Below are 25,729 nucleotides of genomic sequence, written 5' to 3'. Positions count from 1 at the left end.
TATCGCTCTAAAGATCGGCCACCTCGACCACGCCCTGGATCATCTTTACCGCCTGGGCGAGGCGCGGCGACACGTTGAAACCACCGGGCAGCGAGATGTCGAGTCTGGCGTTGCTTTGGACGCGGGGCGAGACCAGGACACGGCCCTTGCCGCGGCCCTCGCGATCGAGCAGGGATCGCAGCGCTTCAAGCGCCTCGATCCGTTCGATCACGATGCGCAGACCCGAACCGGCATTGGCGGCGGCACGGTCGAGCGGTTCGGCATCGAGCGCGGTGATGCGCAGGCTTTCACCGTCCATCCGCAATTCGACCGTAACGAGGAGCATGGTGCCCTCGACCAGCAGATCGCGCGATGTGGCGAGAATCTCGGAAAAGAACGTCACCTCGAAACCGCCGGCCTGGTCCGACAATGTGACCCACGCCATGCGGGTGCCGCTGCGCGTGATGCGTTCCTTGCGCCCGACCACCGCCCCCGCGAGTTTGGCGCGGGTGATGCCGGCGCGGCCGGTGGCCTCGATCCGGTTCGACGCGATCACGCCGAGACGTTTGAGGACATTGGCGTAGGAATCGAGCGGATGGGCGGTGAGGTGAAAGCCGATCGCGTCGGCCTCGTGGCCGAGGCGCTCGAACTCCGGCCACGCCGGGGTTTCGGGCAATTGCAGCGGTTCGGGGGTGGACGCCGTGGCAAACATGCTGATCTGGCCCGATGCCCGGTTTTCCGCCTCCGCCTGGGCGCGGCGGATCAGGGTTTCGGCCCCGGCCATCACGCGCGCGCGGTTGGGCTCCAGCCGGTCGAACGCGCCGGCTTTGGCGAGTTGTTCGATCTGCGCCTTGTTGAGCGATTTCGGTTCGACCCGTGTGGCGAAATCCGCCAGATCGGCGAACGGGCGATCGGCGCGGATGCGGGCGACATCGTTCATCGCGCCTTCGCCGACGCGCTTGATCGCGGCGAGGGCGTAGCGGATGCCCAGCGCGCCATCCGGCTGACGTTCGACGGTGAAATCGGCGGCGGATTTATTGATATCGGGCGGCAGCATCGGAATCCCGAGCCGCACCGCATCCTGCTTTAGTGCGGCGAGTTTTTCGTGATTGGTGTGCGACAGGCTCATGCAGGCGGCAATGAACGCGGCCGGATGGTTCGCGCGCAGCCAGGCGGTCTGGTAGGAGACCAGGGCGTAGGCGGCAGCGTGGGATTTGTTGAAGCCGTAATCGGCAAATTTGGCCATCAGGTCGAACACTTCGATCGCCTTGGCCTCGGTGAAGCCTTTGGCCGCGGCGCCATCGACAAAGATTTTGCGTTGGGCTTCCATTTCAGCCCGAATTTTTTTGCCCATCGCGCGGCGCAGCAGATCGGCGGCGCCGAGGCTGTAGCCGGCCATGAGTTGGGCGATCTGCATCACCTGTTCCTGATAGACCATGATGCCGTAGGTTTCGGCGAGCAGGGGTTGGAGGAGAGGGTCTGGCGCTTCCCAGGCTTCGCCGTGTTTGCGGGCGCAATAGGCCGGGATGTTCGCCATTGGACCTGGCCGGCCCAATGCCTGGGCCGCGATGAGATCTTCAAACCGGTCGGGGCGCATCTGTTTCAGGACGTCGCGGAACGCTTGGGTTTCAAAGGTGAATACCCCGCCCGCCTCACCGCGCGCGAGCATTTCGTAGGTTTTCACATCATCGAGCGGGATGCGCGCCAGATCGATCTCGGTGCCCAGCGCGCGGAGGAATTTCACCGCGCGATCGAGAATCGTCAGCGTCGTCAGGCCCAGAAAGTCGAATTTCACCAGACCGGTCAGCTCGATGTATTTCATCGAATACTGGGTGATCAGCGTGTCCGAGCGCGGGTCCTTGTAGAGCGGCACCAGATCGGCGAGCGGACGATCCCCGATCACCACACCGGCGGCGTGGGTGCTCGCGTGGCGATACAGACCCTCGACCTGGAGGGCGATTTCGAGCAGGCGACGGATCGCATCGTCGGTGTCGCGCATCTCGCGCAGGCGGGGCTCGGCCTCGATCGCCTCGGCCAGCGGGATCGGCTTGGCGGGGTTGTTCGGCGTGGCTTCCGCGACCTTGTTGACCTGACCATAGGGCATGCCGAGCACGCGCCCGACATCGCGCACCGCGGCACGGGCCTGGAGCTTGCCGAAGGTGATGATCTGGGCCACGCGGTCGGAGCCGTATTCGCGCTTGACGTAGTCGATCACTTCGTCACGCCGTTCCTGACAGAAATCGATGTCGAAATCCGGCATCGACACCCGCTCGGGATTGAGGAAACGCTCGAACAGCAGATTGAACGGAATCGGGTCGATATCGGTGATCAGCAGGCAATAGGCGGCGAGCGAACCGGCGCCGGACCCGCGCCCCGGCCCGACCGGAATGCCCTGCGCCTTCGCCCATTGGATGAAATCGGCCACGATCAGGAAATAACCGGGAAACCCCATCTGCTCGATCACGTTCAGCTCGAATTCGAGCCGTTCGGCATAACGGGCGGCACTCGCGGCATCGGCATCGATCGCGGCGAGGCGGGCGGCCAGACCTTCGCGGGCCATCGCGCGCAACGTCTCGGCCTCGGTGCTGCCGGGGCGAACCTTCGGGCAGATCGGCAGCAGCGGCTTGCGGGTGGGTGCGGCGATGGCGCAGCGGCGCGCGATGTGGATGGTGTTGTCGCAGGCATCCGGCAGATCGGCGAACAACGCGCGCATCGCGCTGGCCGGTTTGAACCAGTGCTCGGTGGTGACCCGGCGACGTTCGGCCTCCGACAGCAATCGCCCCTCCGCGATGCAGAGCAGCGCATCATGCGCTTCGTGCATGTCCTGTTTGGCGAAGAAACACTCGTTGGTCGCGACCAGCGGCAGACCCGCCGCCTCCGCCAACTGGATCAGCCCCGGCTCGATCGCGCGCTCGGCCGGCAGGCCGTGGCGTTCCAGCTCGATCGCGATGCGGTCGCCGAAGGTTTCGGTGAGGATCGATAGCAGCGATTCCGCCTCGGCACGCTGCCCCTCGCCCAGCATGCGTCCCAACGGGCCGAACCGCCCGCCGGTGAGCAGGATCAATCCCGCGTGGTGCTGGCGCAGGGCATCGAGCCCGATCTGCGGGCGGTTCATCGCATCCGAATCGAGGAAGCTGCGCGATGAGAGTTTTGAAAGATTGTCGAACCCCGCCGCATCCTTCGCCAGCAAGATCAGCGGATCGGGCGGCAGGCGCGGCTGGTCCGCGCGGGCGAGCGAGAGCTGGCAGCCGATGATCGGTTGCACACCCTTATCCATGCACGCTTTGGAAAACTCGATCGCGCCGAACAGATTGGACGTGTCGGTCATGGCGACTGCGGGCATCGACTCCGACTGGGCGAGTGCTGCGATTTTATCGGGCTTGATCGCGCCTTCGGAGAGCGAATAGGCGGAGTGGACGCGAAGATGAACGAAATCGGCATGCGGCATGGCGATTGGGTAGCACGTTTCAGAATTTCAGGCGATCAGAACCGCGACCGGCAAAGTGGCAAACAGGCTGGCGAACGGGAGGGTGCCGTCATTGGTGGTCAGGGTCTCGCCGGTCAGACGATCATGCCATTGATCCGCGCCGAGACCACCCAGGATAAGTTTGGTATCGGCCCAGATTGCGGGCGGGACCAGAGGTTGCACGGCGTCGCCGAGCAATGCGGTGGCGAGACGGGATACGGCGACGATCAGCGTGGTGCCATTGTGACGGCGCGCGAAGGCCAGACCATGGCGGGCGTGAGCGCCGCTGGAGTCGAGCGGGGTGTAACCGCCTGCGGCGAACAGGCCGGGGTGCTCGGCTCGGCAGGCCAGGAGGCGGGCGATGATGGATTGCTTCACCTCGCCGCCCTGCCAGGCCGCCACCGAGGGCGTCGCGTCGGTTCGCAACGCGGTTTCACGCGACGTGAAATCGACCGGACGGCGATTGTCCGGATCGACCAGGCTCTGATCCCAGAATTCGGCGCCCTGGTATAAATCGGGCACGCCGGGGACCGTGTATTTGAGCGTCACCTGCGCCAGCCCGTTGAGCGCGCCGGCGGGGCCGATACGGTTGGCGAAGGCGGCGATCTCGCCCAAGGTCGCGGTCGCGCGTGCCGGATCGAACACGCCGTCGAGGAAGAGGCGGCAGGCGTCTTCATAGGCTTCGTCGGGGGCTGCCCATTCGGAGCGCAGTTTGGCTTCGCGGATCGATTTTTCCCACCAGCCCCAAACGCGGCCATGGAAGTCGCCGCCGTGTTCCGCCGTGACGCCCAGCGGCCAGGCGGCGATCAAGGTCTGGTAGAGCATGATTTCATCGGCCTCGCTGGGGGCGCGGCCGGAATCGAGGTCACGCGTCAATCCCGCGTTCAGTCGCATCCAGCGGGCCAGTGCCGCCTGGAATTCATCCGGAATCTCGGAGATCACGGCGAGGCGCATGCGGGTATCCTCGCCCCTCTTGTGGTCGTGCGTGGCGGTGGCGAGCATCGCATGCGGCAGCAGCGCCGCCCGTTGAACCTGTGCGGCATGAAACGCCGCCGGGCTGAGGGCGAATTGCGCGGGCGTGCTGCCGACCTCGTTGCGCGACAGCAGCCGCCCGTAACGATAAAACGCGGTGTCCTCGACCGATTTCGCGGCGACGGGTGCTGAAAGCTGTTGAAACCGCACCATGGCGCGCCGATGCAGACCGCGCGTTTCCAGAGGCTCGCGCGCCAGCGGACGATCGGCCAGCCAGCGGCTGATCTGGTGCAGCAGATCGCGATCGGCGACGCGAAAGCCGCGCCGCGCACGGGCCAACGCCCAGTCCATCGTCTGTTCATCGGTGCTCGTGCTGCCAGCGGCGCCGGCATAGATGCGATAAATCGGGAAATACACCAGCAATTCGGCAAGGGCACGGCGAATCGCGGTGAGCGAGATGTCGCGAGTCATCAGATCGGCCGCGGCAAGCCGGTGAAGCAGTGCGGCGGTGCCGTTCCACTCACTGGTCAGATTATCCCGCAGCACCTGGCGCCGGGCCTCGCGTTCTTCAGGGTCGAACATGGCGCTGCGGCCGGTCAGGTGATGCCACAATGCGCCCAGCACATCGGCTCCATCGGGATCGTGCAGCACGCCCGCGACCTCGTTCATGAAATCATAGCCGGTTGTGCCGTCGGTCAACCAGTCGGCGCGCAGACGTTCATGGGGGGCCAGAATTTTCTCGACGATGATATAGGGGGAGCCCGCCGCCGCGGACGCCGGGCGGGACTTGCCGGCGGCGACGAGCGCGCGGCGCAGTTTACGGCAATAGGCGCGCGGATCGGCCAGACCATCGACATGATCGATCCTGACCCCGTCGATCACGCCACGGGCGAAAAGATCGAGGATCAACCGATGGCTTTGATCGAACACCCAGGGGATTTCGGCGCGGAGGCCGGCGAGGGTGTTGATGTCGAAAAATCGCCGCCAATTGATTTCATCGGCGGCGGCGCGCCAATACGTCAGTCGATAATGCTGCGTTTCGAGCAATTCATGCAGCCGATGCGCTCCTTCCGGCGTCGTGGGATCAAAGCGCGACAAGGCGGTGGCAAGGCCGGCCTGGCCGTGCGGGGTTTTCAGCGCCGTGATCAGGCGGGCTCGCGCGGTATCGGCCAGCGGGCGGGCGACGTCCGACCGCTCGATCAGATCGGCGGCACCGGTGAAATGGGCGATGGCCTCGGCGAAACGACGCGGCGCCACGCTGAGCACGGTGGCCATGCCCGCCGGCGACAGTGGGAAAACATGTTCGTGATACACCACCGCGATACGTCCCGCCGATGCATCGCAGGCGAGGTGAAGTTCGCCCGATCGCAGGGCGGCACCGTAGGACAAGCCCAGAAACGGGGCCATGATTTTGCCGTGCAACGCGGGGTCGGGCGGGGTCCAGTCGATGTCGAACGCTTCGGCGTAGGGGCTGGCGCGGCCCCATTCGAGCACGTCCATCCACCAGAGATTATCGCCGCCGCCGACGCCCATGTGGTTCGGCACGATGTCAAGGATCAGGCCCATGCCATGGGCGCGCAGGGCGTCCGAGAGACGCTGCAATGCATCCGCACCGCCGAGTTCCGGGTTGATCGCATGATGATCGACGATGTCGTAGCCATGGGTCGAACCCGGCCTCGCCTTGAGAACCGGCGATGCATAGATATGACTGATGCCGAGCGCGGCGGCGTAGGGAATGACGGATGCACCGTCGTCGAGGGTGAAACCCTTGTGGAACTGCAGCCGCAGCGTGGCGCGCGGCGCCGGTTTCATGATGGGTGTTTGCGTCGCTGATCGAGCGCCGACAGCCTCGCCGCGACCGCTGGTTGATCAAGCATCGATCCCGCCACGCCGGGGAGGCGGCGGCGCCAATTGGGGTGTTCATCGATGGTGCCGGGGATATTCGGCTGTTCGATCAGCGCCAGCGCGTCCTCCACCGGAAGGATGACCAGATCGGATGAGGCGGTGGCGACGTGGTTAACCACGACGTCCGCGATGGCATCGGCGTTCTCGGGATCGGGCATTGCCCCCTGCCCTGCCCCGGACTCGATGCAGGAACCCCATAGACAATGTCGGTCATGCGCGCGCTTGTCGGCATCCTCACCGGCAATGCCGAGGCGGTCGCGCCATGCGATGTCGGTGCCGCGCCACCAGCCCGCCACGGTCGGCAGATCATGGGTTGTTGTCAGCGCAACGGTATCGGCGCGCCAGGTCGATGGCGGCATGAACCGATCGCCCTGGCGTTCGAACCACAGGATGCTCATGCCGGCGATCGTGCTGCTGGCGAGCGATTCCCGAAATCCCTGCGGGACCGTGCCGAGATCTTCGGCGATGACGACACCGCTGTGACGTTGCGACTCGAGAATGACCAGCCGGCGGATATCGTCGAACGGATAGCGCAAATAACAGCCATCCTTCGCCTCCCCGCCATCGGGGATCACCCACAGCCGCGACAATCCCATGGCGTGGTCGATCCTGACGCCGCCGGTGGGTTCCAGCGCCGAGACCAGCATATCCCGCAGGGCCGAGAAACCGCTCTGCCGCAAGCCGCGTGGTGAGAACGCGGTCAATCCCCAGTTCTGCCCGCGCCGGTTGAATTCATCCGGCGGCGCGCCCACCGAGGCGCCGCGCAGAACCTCGGTCGGGCGACTCCAGGCATCGCTGCCCGCCGGGTCGGCGCCGACCGCCAAATCAGCGATCAACCCGACCGCCATGCCGGAATCGACGGCCGCGCGCTGCGCGCATGCCAGATCGGTCCGTGCGCGCCACTGGGCGTAGAGGTGAAAATTGCGTTCGTCACGGTTCACGGCGGCGAGGCGCGCGACTTCCGCGCTGGTCGGGTCGCGCAGCGGTTCGGACCAGAGCCGCCAGTCCCGTCCCGCGCCGATCGCGCGTTGATGCGCCACCAGCGCCTCGAACAGCGCATGTAAATGGATCGCGGCGGGGGCGGTGCTCTGATACGCGAGGAATGCAGGATTGTCCTGATCGCGCGCGAACGCGCTGCGCAAGGCGCCGTAGCGCAACGGGCTTGATTCGCGCCAGTCGATCAAGCCATCGGGCGTGTCGGGCGCGGGCGGGCAGTCCACCGCGGCATAGACCGGGTTGAGCGCGATGCGACTCGAAGGGCCGTAGGGGCCGTAGTGGCCGGGTTCGCTGGCGTAGAGCGCGTGAACCGGACTGATCGCGACGGCATCGGCGCCGCGCCGTCCCGCATCAGCGGCAAATTGCGCCAGAGCCGCAAAATCCCCGATGCCACCATCATGGTCACGCACCAGACCATAGACCTGGACCGCAAGCCCCCAGGCGCGCCCGCCGCGGCCGCGGCGGTCCAACGCATCGCGCATGGTGAACGCGCGAGCGGGCGCGATCGCGAGGTCGATCACCTGATCGCCGATGAGCAATTTATGGTAGCCGGATCGCGTGATCGCCGAAATGGTGACATGACCGCCGCCGATGTCCTCGGCGAAGCTGTCGTAGGCGGTGCCATCATCGAGCATGATCCGCACCGAACCGGGCTGGTGGGCGAGCGAAATTGTGGCGCCGATTGTTCCCGTCAACAAATTTGCCGGTTGATGACGCTCGGCCTCGATCACCGCGATCGCCTCATGGCACGCCGCTTCCGAGGACGCGTCATGCCCCAGTGACGTCAATAGCGCACGCAGCGTGGTTGGGGTGACGTCATGCGCGGTGCCGAAGACATCGTGCCAGCGTCGCGACAGACCCGCCCGTTCGGCCAGGTCGTAGAGGGCTTCCTCGCTCATGGTGATGCGAGCCAGGCGACCGCAGCGCGGGGGGCGATGCTGCCATGGACTGCCGCTCCCGCCGGTGACGCCGCGATCATCGCCCCTGGACCTGCCGCGCAGGGCAGCGGGTCGTTGCCGAAATTGGCGGCGATCGTCAGCACCGCTCCGTCACCCATTTGCCAGACCGCGCGGACACCGCTGCGCGCCAGCGCGACCGCGCCCTGGGACCGCGCCCCTTCGATGCGCGGGATGATCAGATCATGCCGCAGGCGCATGTGGGCGCGGTAGAACGCGAACCACGCCGAACCCGGTGCGACATCGGCCTGCGCGAAGGAGGGCACGGAAGCGGCGAAAGTCGCGGGATCGTTTGGGTCCGGGATCTGAAGCTGCGCGTCCTCGGTTCGGAAGCCGTCGAATTTCGAAAACTCCTGCCGCCGTCCCTCGCGCACGGCAGCCGCGAGGGCGGCATCATTGTGGTCGGTGAAATAGAGAAACGGAGACGTTTCACCATATTCCTCGCCCATGAAAATCAGCGGAATCTGAGGCGACAACAACAACAACAGGATCGCCGCGCGCAACGCCTGATGATCAGCCAGCACCGTCAGGCGTTCACCGAGTGCGCGATTGCCGATCTGGTCGTGATTCTGCAAAAACGCCACGAATGCCGAGGGCGGCAGCGCATCGCTGCGTGTGCCGCGCCGCGCACCGTCACGATGCTGCGAAACCTCCCCCTGGTAAGCGAAACCGCTGGACAGACAGCGCGCCAATTGTGTCGCGGCATCGCCATAGTCCTCGTAATAGCCGCTTTTCTCATGGGTCAACAGGACGTGCAGGCAATGATGCGTGTCATCGGCCCATTGTGCGTCATAAAGCGGGCTGGCCGATGACGTTCGCAATAATTGCGCATTATTATCGTCATTCTCCAGGACAAGATGAACCATGCGATGCGGTGCGATGCCGGCTCTGATCTCGCGCGCCATGTCTGACAGGAAATCGTTATCCCCGATGGCATGCACGGCATCGAAGCGCAGGCCATCGAAGCGGAACTCGTTCAGCCAGTACAACGCATTTTCAATAAAAAAAGATCGTACCTGCGGCTTTTTATAGTCAATCGCGCTACCCCAGGGGGTTTTGATGTCATCCCGGAAAAAACTCGATGCGTAGAGTCCCAAATAATTACCATCGGGGCCGAAATGATTATAGACGACATCAAGGAAAACCATCAGGCCGCGTCCATGTGCCGCATCGATCAGATGTTTCAGCGCATCGCGCGTGCCATAGGCGCGATCGGGAGCGTAGGGCAGAACGCCGTCATAACCCCAGTTATGCCGACCTGGAAAATCCGCGATCGGCATCAATTCGATCGCGGTGATGCCCAGATCAGCCAGTCTGGGGAGCATGGTCTCGATGCCTTCATAGCCGCCGCACGCACCGGGATGCAGTTCGTAGAGGACGGTCTCATGCCAGGGGCGACCAGGCCAGTCGGGATGGTGCCAGGAATAGGAATCGGGGCCAACCACCACGCTCGCATCGTGCACGTCGGAGGCCTGCAACCGCGATGCCGGATCGGTTACGCGTCGGCCGTCATTTGTGATAAAATTGTAAGTCGAACTTGGCCGGGCTGGGGCCTCAAGCGTGAAGCGGCCACCTTCTGCCGGGATCATTGGCAGCGGCTTCTGGCCATCGATCGCCACCATGATCGATGAACTGTCCGGCGCCCAGAGGTTGAACTGCACACGATCCGCGGCGCGTATCCGCGCGCCGAAATCGGGGGGGGACGCGGCCGGTTTTTTCATAGATCAGATTCCTCGATCGTCGCGCCAAGCACCACGATCGATCGCGCCGCGACGAGGACCGACGGTTCGGCGACACGCGCGCGCTGATGCACGGGATTCGCGGTATCGACCTCGATCACCCAATCGAATACCGGCGTCGGAATGACGAAATTACGATCCTCGCCGGACGCGTTGAACATCACGATCGTGACGTCGCCGCCGCCCGGTTCGCGCGACGCGCGCCGCAGCGTGAGTAGCTGGGCATTGGGGTCCGCCCACGCGCTACTCGATAGCGGCACCCCCAACTCGTCGAACCACGCCGTATCATTGACGTCCGGCGCGATGAGCTCGACACCATGACGAAAGATCGCGCTGCGCAAACTCGGGTATCGCCGGCGCATTTCGCCAAGCTGGGCGACGAAATTCAACATTGGTGATGATGTGCCATCCTCCAGGCCGGACCAGTCGATCCATGATATTTCGTTGTCCTGACAATAGGCGTTGTTGTTGCCGCGTTGGGTCTGGTTGATCTCGTCGCCCGCAAGAAGCATCGGCACGCCATATGACACATAGAGAGTCGCGAGCATCGCGCGTTTTACCCGATTACGAATAATATTGATCCCGAGATCCGAGGTTTCGCCCTCGACACCCCAGTTCGATGAAATATTATTGTCATTGCCATCGCGATTATTCTCGCCGTTTTTGATGTTGTGCCGCTGCACATAGGTCACGAGATCGTGGAGGGTGAAACCATCATGGGCAGTGATGAAATTGACCGACGCCCAGGGGCGGCGGCGGCGGTGATCGAATAAATCCGGCGAGGCCATCAGGCGGCGGGCGATTTCGGGCCGCTGTGAGCGGTCGCCCCGCCAGAAACGCCGCGCACCATCGCGAAATGCCGCATTCCATTCCGAGAATCCCGGCGGGTGATTGCCAAGCTGGTAACCGCCCGGCCCCAGATCCCACGGCTCTGAAATCAATTTCAGTTGCGACAGAACGGGATCCTGGCGAACGGCGTCGAAGAAACCCGACCCAGGCGTGAAGCCGCCGCTCTCACGGCCTAAAATCGTTCCCAGGTCGAACCTGAAACCATCGATCTGGTAGGCTTCGGCCCAGTGGCGCAGACTGTCCATCACCATCTGCAATACCCGCGGATGACCGATGTTCAGCGTGTTGCCGCAGCCGGTATCGTTGATGAAATGCCGCTCCTGACCAGGAACCAATCGGTAATAGCTGGCATTGTCGAGGCCACGCCAACTCAGCGTCGGGCCCATTTCATTGCCCTCGCAGGTATGGTTGTAAACGACGTCCATAATGATCTCGATACCCGCTTCGTGCAGCCGCCGAACCGTTGCACGAATTTCGTGGCCGGCCTGCTCGGGATTGGCGAGATAGGCGGGCTGCGGCATGAAGAAACCGAGCGTCGAATAGCCCCAGTAGTTGGTCAGTTTTCGCTCGACCAGGAAGCGGTCTTGCAAAAACGCCTGAACCGGCAGGAGTTCGATGGCGGTGATGCCAAGTTTAACCAGATAATCGAGCATGCGCGGGTCCCGCAAACCTGCGAACGTGCCCTGACGATCGGGCGGGATGTCCGGGTGAATTCGGGTCAGACCGCGAAGATGCGCCTCATAAATGATTGTTTCGTCCCAGCTCCGGCGCGGTCGACGATGATCCCCCCAGGCAAAATAGTCATCGGTCACGACCGATTTCGGCATGGCGAGGGCGCTGTCGCGTCGGTCGAATGACAGATCGGCCCGCGCCGCGCCGACCCGGTAGCCGAACAACGTGTCGGACCACTGAATGTCGCCGAACATCGCCTTCGCATAGGGATCGAGCAGCAGCTTGTTCGGGTTGAACCGATGCCCGCGCTCAGGCTGATACGGACCATGCGCGCGGTAGCCGTAGATCAAACCGGGCGATGCGTCCGGCAAATAGCCGTGAAACACTTCATCGGTGCATTCAGGCAGGTCGTAGCGCGCGATTTCACGCCGGCCACCGCGGTCGAACACACATAATTCGATCCGATCGGCATTCGCCGAAAAGACCGCGAAGTTGACGCCAAGACCATCCCATGTCGCGCCGAGCGGATGGTTTGAGCCGGCGGCGAGTTTCGCACCCAAGACCGGCATCAAGCATCCCTGCGAAACATCAGCACGCCGAGCGGCGGCAGCGTCACAACGAGGGATTGCCGCATGCCATGCGCGCCGATCGCCTCCGTCACGAGACCACCGAGATTACCCATGTCCGATCCGCCGTAGAGACCGGAATCAGTGTTGAGCATTTCGATCCAGCGCCCTGCTGATGGCACGCCGATACGATAGTGATCCCGTGGCACGGGGGTGAAATTGCAGAGCACAAGGATGGTCTGGCTGTCGTCCCCGGTCTGTCGTATCCAGGCGAGTACGCTCTGGGCGCGGTCATCGCCGATCACCCAGCGAAACCCTTCGGGATTGAAATCGGTGGCGCTCAATGCCGGTTGGGACCGGTAGAGGCGATTGAGATCACTGATCAGGCTTCGAACGCCGGCATGGGCGGGTGCGCCAAGTTCGGCCCAAGCCAGCTCGCTGTCGTGGTTCCACTCGCCCGACTGGCCAAATTCCTGCCCCATGAAGAGAAGTTTTTTTCCTGGCTGAGTCCACATGAAACCGAAATACGCGCGCAGATTGGCGAATTTTTGCCAGTTATCGCCGGGCATCTTTCCAAGCATCGCGTGTTTGCCATAGACCACTTCATCATGAGAGATCGGCAATACGAATTTCTCCGAAAACGCGTAGATCAAACCAAAGGTCATGTCGTCGTGATGATAGCGGCGATGGATCGGGTCCTGTTCGATATAGCGCAACGTGTCATGCATCCAGCCCATGTTCCATTTATGGGTGAAGCCGAGCCCATTTTCGGCAACCGGCCGGGTGACCCCCGGCCAGGCCGTTGATTCCTCGGCGATCAACATTGCGCTCGGCGAATCATGCTCGATGACGGACGATAATTCCCTCAAGAAATCGATCGCTTCGAGATTTTCGCGGCCGCCGAACCGGTTAGGGATCCATTCCCCCTCCTTGCGCGAGTAGTCCCGGTAGAGCATTGACGCCACCGCATCGACCCGGATGCCGTCGACATGAAACCGTTCCAGCCAGAACAGCGCGCTGGCGATCAGAAAATTACGCACTTCAATGCGGCCCAAATTGAAGATCAGCGTGTTCCAATCCTGATGGAACCCCTCGCGCGGGTCGGCATGCTCGTAAAGCGGCGTACCGTCGAACTGGATCAGACCAAATCCGTCGGTCGGAAAATGGGCCGGTACCCAATCGAGAATCACGCCGAGACCGGCCTGATGGCAACGATCCACGAAGGCAGCGAATTCAGCCGGTGTGCCGAGCGTGGGCATCGGCGCAAATTGCGACAATGGTTGATAGCCCCAGGAACCGCCGAACGGATGGGCCATGATCGGCATGAACTCGATATGGGTGAACCCAAGATCGACGACATAGGGAATGAGATGATCGGCGAGCTCGCCCCACAGGAACGGGCGACCATCGGGATGGCGTCGCCATGAGGCCGCATGGACCTCATAGATGGCCAGCGCCTGATCGGCCCGGCCATCGCGCTGCTTCATCCACGCTTCGTCGTGCCAGGTGAATGCTGCCGCGTCGGTGACGATCGAGGCGGTTTCGGGTGGCCCCTGAACCTGGCGAGCGAGCGGATCGGCCTTCAACACGACGGCTCCGGCCTGCGTCAGGATTTCAAATTTATAGAGACTGCCGGTGGCGATACCGGGAATGAAGATCTCCCAGATCCCCAGATTGTGATGGCGCCGCATTGGATGACGGCGACCATCCCAATTGTTGAACGAGCCAACCACCGAAACCCTGCGGGCGTTCGGCGCCCACACCGCAAACCTGACGCCTGCGACATGGTCCACCGTGATCTGATTCGCACCCAGGCAATCGGCGAGGCGTCGTTGCCGCCCCTCACCAAGCAGGTAGAGATCATAATCGGACAGGGTCGGTGAAAACCGGTAAGGATCTTCAATGGTCTGCGTCGTTTGCCCCCAATCGATCCGGAGATTGTAGCGCCGGGCCGCGCTCAGGATACCCTGGAAAATCCCCGCGGGATGAATGCGCGTCATCGGCACGGGCGGTACGTCCGGTGACGTCACGAGGTCGACTTTCACCGCTCCGGGCTGGATCGTCGTCACCACCACGCCGCCATCGCCGTCGTGGGGGCCAAGCCAGGCAAAGGGGTCGTCGTGGGTCGCGTTGGCCAGCGCGTCCAATCCAGAATCATCCAATCTCGGCATTGCTCGCTCCTGTCGTGACCTGGGTCGCCAAACGCGCGAGGCCGGTTAGCGGAATGATCAACCAATCGGGGCGATTGGCCGCTTCATAACAGATTTCATAGGCGGATTTCTCGATCAGGAACAAGGTGAGCAAATCATGCCACGCCGCCGGCGACAGCCACGGATGCTCGGCACTCGCCGCACTCGCCTGATACGCATCGATGAAGCTGGCGCCGGCGTGTTTGACGAAATGTGACGTCAGCGAGCGGCATCGTTCGACGGCGCGTGCGGTCGAGGTTGGCGCGGTGCGCGCAACCGTCGCGGCCGCGTAATCGAACGAGCGCAGCAATCCCGCGACATCGCGCAGCGCCGATGCCTTGGCGCGTCGTTGCGCCAGGGTTTTGGCGGGCTCACCCTCGAAATCGATCAGATAGGCGTCACCCTGCGCCGCAAGAATCTGGCCAAGGTGAAAATCGCCATGGATGCGGGTTTTGACTGTTCCAAGCCCTGCATTACACAGTTTCGGAATAATGGCTTCAAGTTCAGATCGGCAATCCATCAGTCGATCCATCACTGCGATGGTCGCGGCGCCGGACGCATGCCGGGCGCGGTCGAGGGCGTCACATGCCAGGCCGAGTTGACAGCGGCACGCCTCGGACCACGCGCGTATATCTGCGACATCCACCGGTTCGGGCGCAAATGCGGGGGCGGTTCCTGGTGTCGCCAGAATCGCGTGCATCTCGGCAAGCCGACGCCCGATGGCCGCCGCGAAGGGCAGGTAACCGGCCAGAGCGTCTGTCTCGCCGGCGTCATCGAGATCGGCGTGGATGGCGGTATCGGCCGCGCGTGTCAGTGAATCCAGTGTCCATTGCCAGGCATCGCCCTGATTCCGGACGAAGCGTTGCGCCACGATGAGCGTTCGGCTTCCCCCCGCGTGATCGGTGCGGGTGACTTCACCAAGTAGCGCCGGTGTGTTGGCATATCCGGCCTCGGTCAGGAATCGCGTCATTTCGGTCTCGGGGTGAATCCCCGCCTCGATCCGGCGCAACACCTTGACGATGGCGATATCCCCGACAATCATCGAGCTATTCGATTGCTCGGCGGAAAAACGTCGAATTTCAGCGTCCGTCATATCCGGCAAGCGGTCGATCAGGCCGGTGGGTAAAAAGCGGATCTGGCCCTCCGTGAGAGCTATCACGCTCCGCGCCTTGAGCCCGGCAATGATCAATCGGGGCAGCGCATCAACCGCGAACGCGTCGGTCAAATAGCCCATGCGGCGGTGATGCCTGATCCGGGCCAGTGCGAGTTGCTGCACCATCGGCGTGGGCGTGCCGTCATCCCAGCTGATCGCGAGGGGAAGCTGATAGGTTTGCCGATCACCGCCAAGCTCAACATTCACCTCGGCGAGCAGCACCGCTTCTGCCTCGTCACCGAGAACGTCGGCCTGGCCCAACCTCGCGGCGTCGATCTTGCGATCCTTGGCGGCGAACCATCGGCGGCGGGCCAGATAGCTTGGCAGCGCCTCGGTCTCGAGGATGGTTCTGGTCTCGGCGTTCAGAAGGTCGGCAAGTCCCTTGCGCATCACCAGGGTGACAAATTCCGGCAATGGCTCCGAGGGCTGGATCCGCCAGCCGGGCATCGTCGCTTCGGTTGCCAGGCTGAACCAGTAGAACGCGAACGGCGGCAGCGTGACCATGTAGGGCAGCAACCCCACCGGCGGAAACGGCGCACCACCGATCAGATCGACCGGAATGCGCTGATCGAACGCCGATAAATCCAGCTCCACCGCCTGAGCCGTGCGGGACAGGTTATAGACGCATAAAATGGTTTCGGCACGCGCATCCGGATCGGTGAGTTCGCGTAGATAAGCGAGAACCTTGCGATTTCCCGGATAGAGAAACCGCAGAGAGCCGCGGCCAAAGGCGCGATGGCGCTTGCGCACGGCCAGCATCCGCCGCGTCCAATTCAGCAGCGAATAGGGATCGGCGGCCTGCGCCTCGACGTTAAGCGCCTGAAACCCATAGATCGGGTCCATGATCGGTGGCAGAACGAGCTGAGCCGGATCGACGCGGGAGAAGCCGCCGTTGCGATCGGGTGACCATTGCATCGGCGTGCGCACGCCATCGCGATCGCCGAGGTGGATATTGTCACCCATCCCGATTTCATCGCCATAATAGATCACCGGCGTGCCGGGCATCGAGAACAACAGACCATTCATCAGTTCGATCCGGCGCCGGTCATGTTCCAGCAACGGGGCGAGACGGCGGCGAATTCCGAGATTGAGGCGAGCACGACGATCGGCGGCGTAGGTTTCCCACAGATAGTCACGTTCGGAATCCGTGACCATTTCCAGGGTCAGTTCATCATGGTTGCGCAGAAAAATCGCCCATTGGCAGCTATCGCGGATCGCCGGCGTCTGACGCATGATATCCGTGATCGGAAACCGGTCCTCCTGTGCGATCGCCATATACATCCGCGGCATCAGCGGAAAATGAAACGACATGTGACACTCATCGCCATCGCCGAAATATTGCTGTGCATCCTCCGGCCACTGATTGGCTTCGGCGAGCAACATGCGACCGGGCGCATGCGCATCCATCGCGGCTCTGATCTGTTTCAGGACAGCATGGGTCTCGGGCAGATTTTCATTGTTGGTCCCCTCGCGTTCGATCAGATAGGGTACCGCGTCGAGCCGTAAACCATCGACGCCAAGATCGAGCCAGAACCGCATGACACCAAGAACTTCCTGAAGAACGCGCGGATTGTCGAAATTGAGATCAGGTTGATGACTGTAGAACCGATGCCAGTAATAGGCGCCGGCCGTGGCATCCCAGGTCCAGTTCGATTTCTCGGTATCCAGAAAAATAATGCGCGTCCCATCGTATTTGTGATCGGTGTCCGACCAGACGTAATAATTGCGCGCCGATGAGCCCGGCTTGGCTCTACGCGCCCGTTGGAACCAGGGGTGCTGATCGGACGTGTGGTTGATGACAAGTTCGGTGATGACACGAATGTCACGCCGGTGGGCGGCATCGATCAGATGGCGCAAATCGGCCAACGTGCCAAATTCCGGATGCACCGCGCGGTAGGCGCTGATGTCGTAACCATCGTCGCGACGCGGCGAGGGATAGAATGGCAGCAACCATATCGCCGTGACGCCAAGCTCGGCGATATAATCAAGTTTCTCCATCAGACCGGCGAAATCGCCAACACCGTCGTTATTTTTGTCAAAAAACGATTTGACATGGACCTGGTAGATCACCGCATCCTTGTACCAGAGCGGATCAGCGTCGGCGAATGTTGGCGCCGTGAACCTCGCTGTGCGTTTCATGGGTGCACCCGCCAGATGCAATAGGGTAACTCGTGGGGATCGAGGCTGACGCTCTGACGTTTGCCATGCCAGACGAAAGTGACATCGCGGGTAAGATCTGCGGCGTGCAGCGACGCATCATCGCTCAAGCCAAACCGCCAAAGCGGCAGATCGAATTCGGCAATCTGGCGGGTGAAGGGGTCAAGGCTGACCGCAACGAGAATAACGTTGCTGCGATCGGCATTGGATTTTTCATAACAGAGCACCTGCTCATTGGAACACGGCAGAAAACTGATCCCCAAATGGCTGTGCAGCGCCGGGTTCTGCCGGCGAATGCAGTTGAGCGCGGTGATTTCAGCGATGATATTCCCTGACCTGTTATGATCCCAGACGCTGATCTGGTACTTCTCGGAGTCAAGATACTCCTCCCTTCCGGGCAACGCCCGCGCTTCACAAAGTTCAAAACCATTATAGACGCCCCATAAGCCGGACAGGGTGGACGCCAATGCAGCACGGATCAGGAAGCCAGGACGGCCGGAGCCCTGCAGGAACAACGGGTTAATGTCAGGCGTGTTGACGAAGAAATTCGGCCGGAAGAATTCCCGTACCCCCGTCGTCGTCAACTCGACCAGATAATCGCGGAGTTCCGCCGCGGTATTGCGCCAGGTGAAGTATGTATAGGATTGTGAAAAGCCAATCTTGGCAAGCCGATACATCAATTTCGGTGCCGTGAATGCCTCGGCAAGGAAAATCACTTCAGGATTGTGCCCTCGAATGTCATCGATCAGCCATGCCCAGAACGGGAGCGGTTTGGTGTGCGGATTGTCGACACGAAAAATTTTGACCCCGTGGTCCACCCAAAACGCCACCACGTCGCGCAGTGCGATCCAGAGCGACGGCATCGAACCATCGGCGTAGAAATCGACATTGACGATATCCTCATATTTCTTGGGCGGATTTTCGGCGTATCTGATCGTGCCGTCCGGACGCCAATCGAACCATTCGGGATGCTCACGCAGCCACGGATGATCCGGGGCGCATTGGATCGCAAAATCGAGCGCGATCTCGATGCCATGCGCCGCGGCGGCGTCCAACAATTGCCTGAACTCATCAAATCCGCCCAATTCGGCATGAATGGCGCAATGTCCGCCTGCCACGCTGCCGATCGCGTAGGGACTGCCGGGATCGGTTTCGTTCGCGACCAGGCTGTTGTTGCGACCTTTGCGATTGACCTCGCCGATCGGATGGATCGGCGGAAAATACAATACGTCGAACCCCATGGCGCGAATCCGTGGGAGCTGCGCGATGACATCATGGAACGTGCCGTGCCGCGACTCTGTGCCGCTCTGGCTGCGCGGAAACAGTTCATACCAGCTCGCGAACCCCGCCCGCGTGCACTCGGCGTCGATCATCAATGGCGGATCGAGTCGCAGCAGCGCGTGACGCTGTTCGGCATCGCGCATCAAAGCGATCGTTGCCGGGTCGATCAGGATCGGCAGACGCGAAGCCTCTGGTGTCGCGGTGAGACGTTCATAGAGAGCTTCGAGCGCCGCCGTCTCCGACGACGCCCGCGCCGCAACCGCGGCCTCGACCAGACGGGTGCCCTCAATGAGTTCGAGCGAAACCGGCTGGCCGGCCGCATTTTTTTTGCTGATTTCATCGACAAACGCGCCGTAGCGATCAATCCACGCCTCGATTACGGCGTGATAGCGGCCCATCCGGCTGAGCTGGAGCGTTGCGGCCCAGCGATCGTTGGTCGTCAACGCCATCGGCACGCGGTGCCAGTCGGCCGCATCGGCGGTGCGCCAGAGCAAATCCGCGGCCAGCCTGCCGTGACCATCGCAGATCAGGTCGGCCGCGACCGTGACTTCGTCACCCACGATCCGCTTGATTGGAAATCGTCCATCCGCAATCGAAGGCGATACGGCTTCGATCGCGATGCGCGGCGCATTCATCGCTATCCGACCGGATATCCTCGCAGATGCCGGGCAGAGAATGCGCCGCGTCGATGTGGCGTGGAGCAAAAGCGTCCCCTCGTCATCGACCTCGAATGCGACCTGATCCGGGGCGGCACCCATCGCCGCTGAGAGGTCGCCACAACGATCACCGAGCCAGGTTCGTAGCTGCGGCACGGAAACCGTGCGGTGACCCGAAGCCATGACGAACACGAGACCCGCGCCGGTGCGATCGAGCCGGGCGATTACCGCGACAGGCGATTCAGGCGGCGACACCAATGCCGCCACCGTCGCGAAACACGCGCGATTTTGCCGCCGGACCTCGTTGATCGTGCCGATCAATTCAGTCCGGTCGCCCACAGCCGATGCATTCAGAATCCACAAATTCCCGAGGAAGCCGGCCAGGCTCAACGCGCGCCCGCTCACCGGCCCCGCATGATGCGGCGGCACCGCCAGGGTCGCCACTGCAGCGATCATGCCGATGCGATCAAGATCATCGACAATCCAGGGCGCGACACCATCCCACCAGCACGACGAGGTCAGGGCGAAATCAAAACCGCAGTGCTCGAGACCAACGAGATCAGGAGGGGTGGCGCCGAATGTCGAGGCGACAAAGCAACTGGCCGGGCCCGTCTGGCGCGCGGCCGCGATCAAGCGAGCCCATACTGTCGCCGGCACCCGGTGCGCCGCCTCGCAGCGGAACCCATCAATGCCGAGGTCCTGCCACGCCGCCAGCCGCTCGCACCACCACTCGGTCGCTGGATCGACCTCGGAGAGGAAGCAAAATGCCGCTCCGTCATCAGCGTGAACGAACCAGTCGGGGTGCAAGGCGGCCAGTGCGGCGTCCGGCGCGATCCGATCGATACAGATTTCCAACAGAAACGACAGGTCACGCCCATGAGCGGCGGCGGCGTATTGACGCAGGATCGTCTCGGCGTCGCCGCCGCCCAGGCTCTCATGCAGCGAGTCATGGTCGAGAATATTGAACCGGTGCGCGGGGCCATTGGTGGCAAAGGGCGACTTCAGCAAAACGCCGTCAAACCCCAGAGCGACGGCCTGATCGAGTGTCGCCACCCAGCCCAACATGCCCGTCGAGGCGAGGTCAACCTCATAGAGAGCCGAAGGCGGCGACCGGCCATGTCCCGCCGTAACGGGAACGGCACCGGCGGGCTTTGTCCGGGTCGTGGTCAGAATGGCGGCGTGTTCATCCATGCCGCGCAGTCCCCCCATCGCCGGCGACGGGCGGGAGTGTGTGAGCGATCCGGCACCAAAAATATCTCAACATCCCTCCTGCGCGGCTCCGGATTTAATTGGGCATCGTGACGGAGCGGCTGTCAACGGCTGGTTTCACCGAGCGAGCGGGATGTGGGCAGGTGCGGCTTGATGTTCAAGGCGCGCCCGCCGCGGTGATACCCGGCGGTCGGACGCTACAGCGACAATCGCAAGCGCGCGCCGAGTTCGCCGATCATGCCGCGGCGGAACGCGAGGACACAGATTATAAAGATCGCCCCCTGGATCACCGTGACCCAGTCGCTGAAACTCGCCAGATAATATTGCATGGCGATGATGATCGCAGCCCCGATCAACGGCCCGAAAATAGTGCCGATGCCGCCGATCAGCACCATCAATACAACGATCCCTGACGTCGCGTTACCGACATCGGTCAAGGTTGCGATCCCCATGACCAGCGACTTCATCGCCCCGGCGATACCAGCCAAACTGGCGGCCAGCACAAAGATGATCCATTTATACTGCTCGACCTTGTATCCGAGCGAAATGGCGCGGTTCTCGTTCTCCCGGATCGCCTTGACCACCTGGCCGAACGGTGAATGAACGACCCGATGCACGAACAGGAAACCGATGGTAAACACGGTTAGCACCAACCAGTAGATTTGCAGATCATGCGTCAGCGGTATCGTGCCGAACAAGCGGCCACGTGGAATGTTTTGGATACCGTTTTCACCTCCGGTGAAACCGGTGTCCTGCACGGCGAAAAAATAGACCAGCTGCGCAAGCGCCAGCGTGACCATCGCGAAATAGATCGTCTGACGGCGAATTGCGAGCCATCCGAAGACCACGCCGATCGCGGCACCGGTCAGGCCGCCGAGCGCGATGGCGGCCTCCGGTGTCAGATGCAGCGTCTGCACCGCATAACCGGCGACATAACCGCCCATACCGAAATAAGCGGCCTGACCAAGCGAGAGCAATCCCGTATAGCCCATCAATAGATTAGCGCCCATCGCGAACACGGCGAAACACATCACCTGCATCAGGAAGATCGGATACACCACGAACGGCGCGCCGATCAGAACGACCATCATGACGACGAAACCGATCGCCTGAGCGCGCGAGAAGCCGAACATCAAGCGATGCGCCCGAACAGGCCGGCGGGCCGGGCCAGCAGCACGATCGCCATCACCACGAACACCACGACCGATGAAGCCGCCGGGTAGAACACCTCGGTGAACCCCTGGATGATCCCAAGGCCGAAGCCGGTGATGATGGCACCACCGATCGAACCCATGCCGCCAATGACAACGACGGCAAACACGGTGTTGATCAGGTCGCTGCCCATGTTCGGATTGACCGAATAGAGCGGTGCGGCGAGCACGCCCGCAAGCCCCGCAAGCCCGACACCGCCGGCGAAGGTGAATGCAATCAGTCGCGGCACGTTGACACCAAAGGATTGCACCAGCCCGGGATTTTCAGTCGCCGCACGCAACAACGCCCCAAGCCTGGTCTTCTCGATGGTGAACCAGACAGCGCCACAGATGATGATGGCGGCGAACACCACGAACGCCCGATAAACCGGCAGGAACATGAAACCAAGGTTGAGCGTGCCCGACAGAATGTCGGGGCCGTTGTAGGAGACACCTGAACTGCCATAGGCGTTGGTGAAAATACCTTCGAGCACCAGGGCCAAGCCGAAGGTGAGCAGAAGTCCGTAGAGAATATCGAGCTTATACGTGTAGCGGATCAACGTGCGCTCGATCAGCAGACCGAACGCCCCGACCATGACCGGGGCGATGATCAGCGCGGGCCAGTAGCCGATACCGAGATAGTGCAACAGACCCCAGGTGACAAAGGCACCCACCATGAAGAGCGCGCCATGGGCGAAATTGATCACGTTCAGCAAGCCGAAAATGATCGCAAGACCGAGCGAGAGCATGGCGTAGAACGAGCCGTTGATGATACCGAGCAGCAACTGCCCGAACAGCAACGGCGCCGGTTTCCCCAAAATCATCATCATGGTGGGCAGGCCTCAGGCTTTGACCAGCGGGCAACCTTCGATCGCCATCGGCATGAACGCCTCCTTGGCCGGCGTGGTGGCCAGCAACGTGTAATAGTCCCAGGGGATTTTGCTCTCACCCGGGGTCTTGACCCGAAACAGGAAGGCATCGCACATGAAACGACCATCCGCACGGATGTATTTTTTGCCGAACGCATCATCATCGGTCGGCATTTTCTTCATCTGCGCGACCACCGCCGCGCCATTGCTGACATCGGCCATATTGTTCATCGCATCGACCGCCTTGAGGAAGTGCAGCGTGCCGGAATAGCAGCCGGCCTGGCCCATCGAGGGGTAATTATCCGGTGTGCGCGGCTTGACGCGGGCCAGAAAGGCGCGGGTCCGGTCGTTCAGATTCCAGTAGAAACTTTCGGTCAGAATCAAATTCTGCGCGATCTCGAGCCCCATGCCGTGCACGTCATTCAGAAAGATCAGCAACCCGGCGAGTTTCATCTTCTGGGTCAGGCCGAATTGATGCGCTTGCTTGATTGAATTCACCGTATCCTGGCCCGCATTGGCGAGACCAAGCACTTGCGCGCCGGAGGATTCCGCCTGGACCAGGTAGGAGGAGAAATCAGTGGTCTGCGGAAACGGATAATTGATATTGCCGACGACTTTCCCGCCGTGACTGGTCACGACCGCCGCCGTCTGATCATGCAACAGATGACCGAACGCATAGTCTGCCGTAATAAAGAACCAGGTTTTGCCACCCGTCTTGACCATGGCACCACCGGTCGATTGCGCCAGCATATAAGTGTCGTAAGTCCAATGGATCGTCTGCGCGTTGCAGAACTTGCCCGTGATGGTCGAACCGGCGGCGTTTGAGTTGATGTAGGCGCGGTTCTTGTCGTGGGCAACACCTTCGACCGCGAGCGCCACGGCGGTATTGGGAATGTCGATCACAAGATCGACGCCCTGATCATAGAAGCGGCGTGCGAGTGCCGCACCGACGTCAGGCTTGTTTTGATGATCGCCCTTCAGAATTGTGACGTCGTAACCCTTCTGCGTCGCACCGAAATCCGCCACCGCCTGCTCGACACAGGCCACCGAGGTCGGACCGCCGATATCGCGATAGGGGCCTGAAAAATCGCTGATCACGGCGATTTTCAATGGCTTGCCGGCAGCGCGGGCGCGCCCGAGCGGCAGGGTTGCGGCGGCGACGCCGGTGGCGGCGGTGCCGATCAAGGTTCGTCTGGTCAATTTCATGGACATTCCTCCAGAGTGCAGGTTCAGATGCCGAGACGACGATGGAGCATCTCGGCGCGGGCGGGTAGTTCGTGGTTGGGAATCATGTCGACCACCAGGCCATGTTCGACCAGATAATGACGATCGGCTAATTTAGCTGCGAATCTGAAGTTCTGTTCAACCAGCAACACAGTGAAACCACGCCGTTTGATTTCCATGATCATGTGACCGATCTGCTGAACGATGACCGGCGCGAGCCCCTCGGTCGGTTCGTCAAGCAACAGAAGTTTGGCCCCGGTGCGCAGAATCCGTGCAATCGCCAGCATCTGCTGCTCGCCACCGGATAATTTCGTGCCCGGGCTTGTCGCGCGCTCCGCCAGATTGGGAAATAACAAATGAATATCCGCGATGCTCATGCCGCCGGACGCGACCACGGGCGGCAGCATCAGATTTTCCTGAACCGTGAGACCCGCAAAAATCCCGCGATCCTCCGGACAGAAACCGATCCCCGCCCGGCCCACCATGTCGGGCCGTGCGGCGATCAACTCGGCACCTCGGAATTTGATGCTGCCGGCGCGCTTCGGCACCAGACCCATGATCGATTTCAGCGTGGTCGACTTGCCGGCACCGTTACGTCCTAGCAACGTAACGCACTCACCCTCGCGGACATGAAACGCCATGCCATGCAACACATGGCTCTCATCGTACCACGCATTCAGATCATTGATCTCAAGCATCCGCGGCATCCGAACCGAGATAGGCGGTCACCACCGCCTCGTTGGCCGAGACGCTGGCATAGTCGCCCTCCGCGAGAACCCGGCCGCGCGCGAGCACGGTAATCCGGTCCGAAAGTCCCGATACCACCGAAAGATTGTGCTCCACCATCAAAATGGTGCGTCCGGCGCGGATCTGGCGGATCAGGGCAACGATTCGAACCACATCCGCCTCGGTCATGCCGGCGGTCGGTTCATCGAGCAGCATCAACCTCGGGTCGAGCGCGAGGGTGGTGGCGATTTCGAGCGCGCGCTTGCGGCCGTAGGATAATTCGGCCGCCGGGATTTCAACGCTGTCGGACAGGCCGACATCGAATAAAAGCTCATGGGCGCGGTCATTGAACGTCGAAAGCACTCGTTCCGTGCGCCAGAAATCAAAATTCCCCCCGCGCGCCCGCGCCAGCGCGATGCGGACGTTTTCCAGCGCCGTCATATGACCGAACACCGCCGAGATCTGAAAGCTCCGCACCATGCCGCGCCGGGCAACCGCTGCCGGCGACAATCCGGTGATGTCGCGACCCTCGAAACTGATACTGCCCGCACTCGGCGCCAGAAATTTGGTCAGAAGATTGAAACATGTCGTCTTGCCCGCGCCGTTGGGGCCAATCAGGGCATGAATACTGTCTTTTTCAATCGAGAGATCGACACCCTGCACGGCCATAAAGCCGCGAAACCCCTTGGATAAGCCACGCGCCTGCAGAATGTAGTCGCCCATTTCCCCCGTTCACTCCCAGCAATGGCGACGCCATTACGGATTATTCACTGAAACTGACATAACGAAGGATCACGCGCAATGGGCGCAGGAAGGATCGGAACCCCCTCGCAGGCAATCCCGGCACCGATGACGCCGGCCGATCGATCGTACCGCAACCGGCGATATCCATTGTTATTTGACCGCCGATTTGATCTGCATCAACGACGGTTGATCGTTTTCATTTATTCTCCCCCGAATATCGGGAGGCAGCGC

General features: G+C 61.9%; 13 protein-coding genes. All 13 read right to left on the bottom strand.

The genetic code is table 11. The features are described from left to right. Positions 1–7: 7 nt before the first annotated feature. Positions 8–3,427, bottom strand: coding sequence for a DNA polymerase III subunit alpha (gene dnaE, locus ACP5E6_RS05845; RefSeq protein WP_427952760.1), 3,420 nt, complete (start codon positions 3,425–3,427; stop codon positions 8–10). A gap of 27 nt (positions 3,428–3,454) precedes the next feature. Then, a complete protein-coding gene (treY, locus tag ACP5E6_RS05840) occupies positions 3,455–6,229 on the bottom strand; it encodes a malto-oligosyltrehalose synthase (RefSeq protein ID WP_427952758.1) in 2,775 nt (924 codons plus the stop codon). Further along, positions 6,226–8,217, bottom strand: coding sequence for a 4-alpha-glucanotransferase (gene malQ / locus ACP5E6_RS05835; protein ID WP_427952756.1), 1,992 nt, complete (start codon positions 8,215–8,217; stop codon positions 6,226–6,228). The genes treY and malQ overlap by 4 nt, the downstream gene beginning before the upstream one ends. Continuing rightward, entirely contained in the window at positions 8,214–9,995 is a 1,782-nt protein-coding gene (gene treZ / locus ACP5E6_RS05830) for a malto-oligosyltrehalose trehalohydrolase (RefSeq protein ID WP_427952754.1), read from the bottom strand. Before treZ ends, malQ begins: the two co-directional genes overlap by 4 nt. Next, complete coding sequence (gene glgX, locus ACP5E6_RS05825) at positions 9,992–12,103, bottom strand: glycogen debranching protein GlgX (RefSeq protein WP_427952752.1); 2,112 nt, start codon at positions 12,101–12,103, stop codon at positions 9,992–9,994. The genes treZ and glgX overlap by 4 nt, the downstream gene beginning before the upstream one ends. After that, positions 12,103–14,271, bottom strand: coding sequence for a 1,4-alpha-glucan branching protein GlgB (gene glgB / locus ACP5E6_RS05820; RefSeq protein ID WP_427952750.1), 2,169 nt, complete (start codon positions 14,269–14,271; stop codon positions 12,103–12,105). Before glgB ends, glgX begins: the two co-directional genes overlap by 1 nt. Next, on the bottom strand, positions 14,255–17,581 hold the full coding sequence (gene treS / locus ACP5E6_RS05815; protein WP_427952748.1) for a maltose alpha-D-glucosyltransferase: 3,327 nt from the start codon (positions 17,579–17,581) through the stop codon (positions 14,255–14,257). The genes glgB and treS overlap by 17 nt, the downstream gene beginning before the upstream one ends. Next, a complete protein-coding gene (locus ACP5E6_RS05810) occupies positions 17,578–20,727 on the bottom strand; it encodes a maltotransferase domain-containing protein (protein ID WP_427952746.1) in 3,150 nt (1,049 codons plus the stop codon). Before ACP5E6_RS05810 ends, treS begins: the two co-directional genes overlap by 4 nt. A 215-nt stretch (positions 20,728–20,942) precedes the next feature. Next, positions 20,943–21,878 carry a branched-chain amino acid ABC transporter permease gene (locus ACP5E6_RS05805; protein ID WP_427952744.1) on the bottom strand — a complete coding sequence of 312 codons (936 nt, stop codon included), beginning with the start codon at positions 21,876–21,878 and terminating at the stop codon, positions 20,943–20,945. Further along, entirely contained in the window at positions 21,878–22,765 is an 888-nt protein-coding gene (locus ACP5E6_RS05800) for a branched-chain amino acid ABC transporter permease (RefSeq protein ID WP_427952742.1), read from the bottom strand. The genes ACP5E6_RS05805 and ACP5E6_RS05800 overlap by 1 nt, the downstream gene beginning before the upstream one ends. Before the next feature lie 12 nt (positions 22,766–22,777). After that, positions 22,778–24,010, bottom strand: a complete 1,233-nt coding sequence (locus ACP5E6_RS05795) for an ABC transporter substrate-binding protein (RefSeq protein ID WP_427952739.1) — start codon at positions 24,008–24,010, stop codon at positions 22,778–22,780. A gap of 23 nt (positions 24,011–24,033) precedes the next feature. Next, positions 24,034–24,726, bottom strand: a complete 693-nt coding sequence (locus tag ACP5E6_RS05790) for an ABC transporter ATP-binding protein (RefSeq protein ID WP_427952737.1) — start codon at positions 24,724–24,726, stop codon at positions 24,034–24,036. Further along, positions 24,719–25,477, bottom strand: coding sequence for an ABC transporter ATP-binding protein (locus ACP5E6_RS05785; RefSeq protein ID WP_427952735.1), 759 nt, complete (start codon positions 25,475–25,477; stop codon positions 24,719–24,721). Before ACP5E6_RS05785 ends, ACP5E6_RS05790 begins: the two co-directional genes overlap by 8 nt. Positions 25,478–25,729: the final 252 nt, after the last annotated feature.

It is taken from the genome of Acidiphilium sp. (assembly GCF_049977125.1).
Classification (GTDB): Bacteria; Pseudomonadota; Alphaproteobacteria; order Acetobacterales; family Acetobacteraceae; genus Acidiphilium.
The sequence above is the reverse complement of the archived record's forward strand: the minus strand, read 5'-3'. Positions and strand labels throughout refer to the sequence as shown.

What these genes read in the sequence shown, in the direction of transcription:
- dnaE (WP_427952760.1), bottom strand. Translation starts at nt 3,427, where the DNA reads ATGCCGCATGCCGATTTCGTTCATCTTCGCGTCCACTCCGCCTATTCG.
- treY (WP_427952758.1), bottom strand. Translation starts at nt 6,229, where the DNA reads ATGAAACCGGCGCCGCGCGCCACGCTGCGGCTGCAGTTCCACAAGGGT.
- malQ (WP_427952756.1), bottom strand. Translation starts at nt 8,217, where the DNA reads ATGAGCGAGGAAGCCCTCTACGACCTGGCCGAACGGGCGGGTCTGTCG.
- treZ (WP_427952754.1), bottom strand. Translation starts at nt 9,995, where the DNA reads ATGAAAAAACCGGCCGCGTCCCCCCCCGATTTCGGCGCGCGGATACGC.
- glgX (WP_427952752.1), bottom strand. Translation starts at nt 12,103, where the DNA reads ATGCCGGTCTTGGGTGCGAAACTCGCCGCCGGCTCAAACCATCCGCTC.
- glgB (WP_427952750.1), bottom strand. Translation starts at nt 14,271, where the DNA reads ATGCCGAGATTGGATGATTCTGGATTGGACGCGCTGGCCAACGCGACC.
- treS (WP_427952748.1), bottom strand. Translation starts at nt 17,581, where the DNA reads ATGAAACGCACAGCGAGGTTCACGGCGCCAACATTCGCCGACGCTGAT.
- ACP5E6_RS05810 (WP_427952746.1), bottom strand. Translation starts at nt 20,727, where the DNA reads ATGGATGAACACGCCGCCATTCTGACCACGACCCGGACAAAGCCCGCC.
- ACP5E6_RS05805 (WP_427952744.1), bottom strand. Translation starts at nt 21,878, where the DNA reads ATGTTCGGCTTCTCGCGCGCTCAGGCGATCGGTTTCGTCGTCATGATG.
- ACP5E6_RS05800 (WP_427952742.1), bottom strand. Translation starts at nt 22,765, where the DNA reads ATGATGATGATTTTGGGGAAACCGGCGCCGTTGCTGTTCGGGCAGTTG.
- ACP5E6_RS05795 (WP_427952739.1), bottom strand. Translation starts at nt 24,010, where the DNA reads ATGAAATTGACCAGACGAACCTTGATCGGCACCGCCGCCACCGGCGTC.
- ACP5E6_RS05790 (WP_427952737.1), bottom strand. Translation starts at nt 24,726, where the DNA reads ATGCTTGAGATCAATGATCTGAATGCGTGGTACGATGAGAGCCATGTG.
- ACP5E6_RS05785 (WP_427952735.1), bottom strand. Translation starts at nt 25,477, where the DNA reads ATGGGCGACTACATTCTGCAGGCGCGTGGCTTATCCAAGGGGTTTCGC.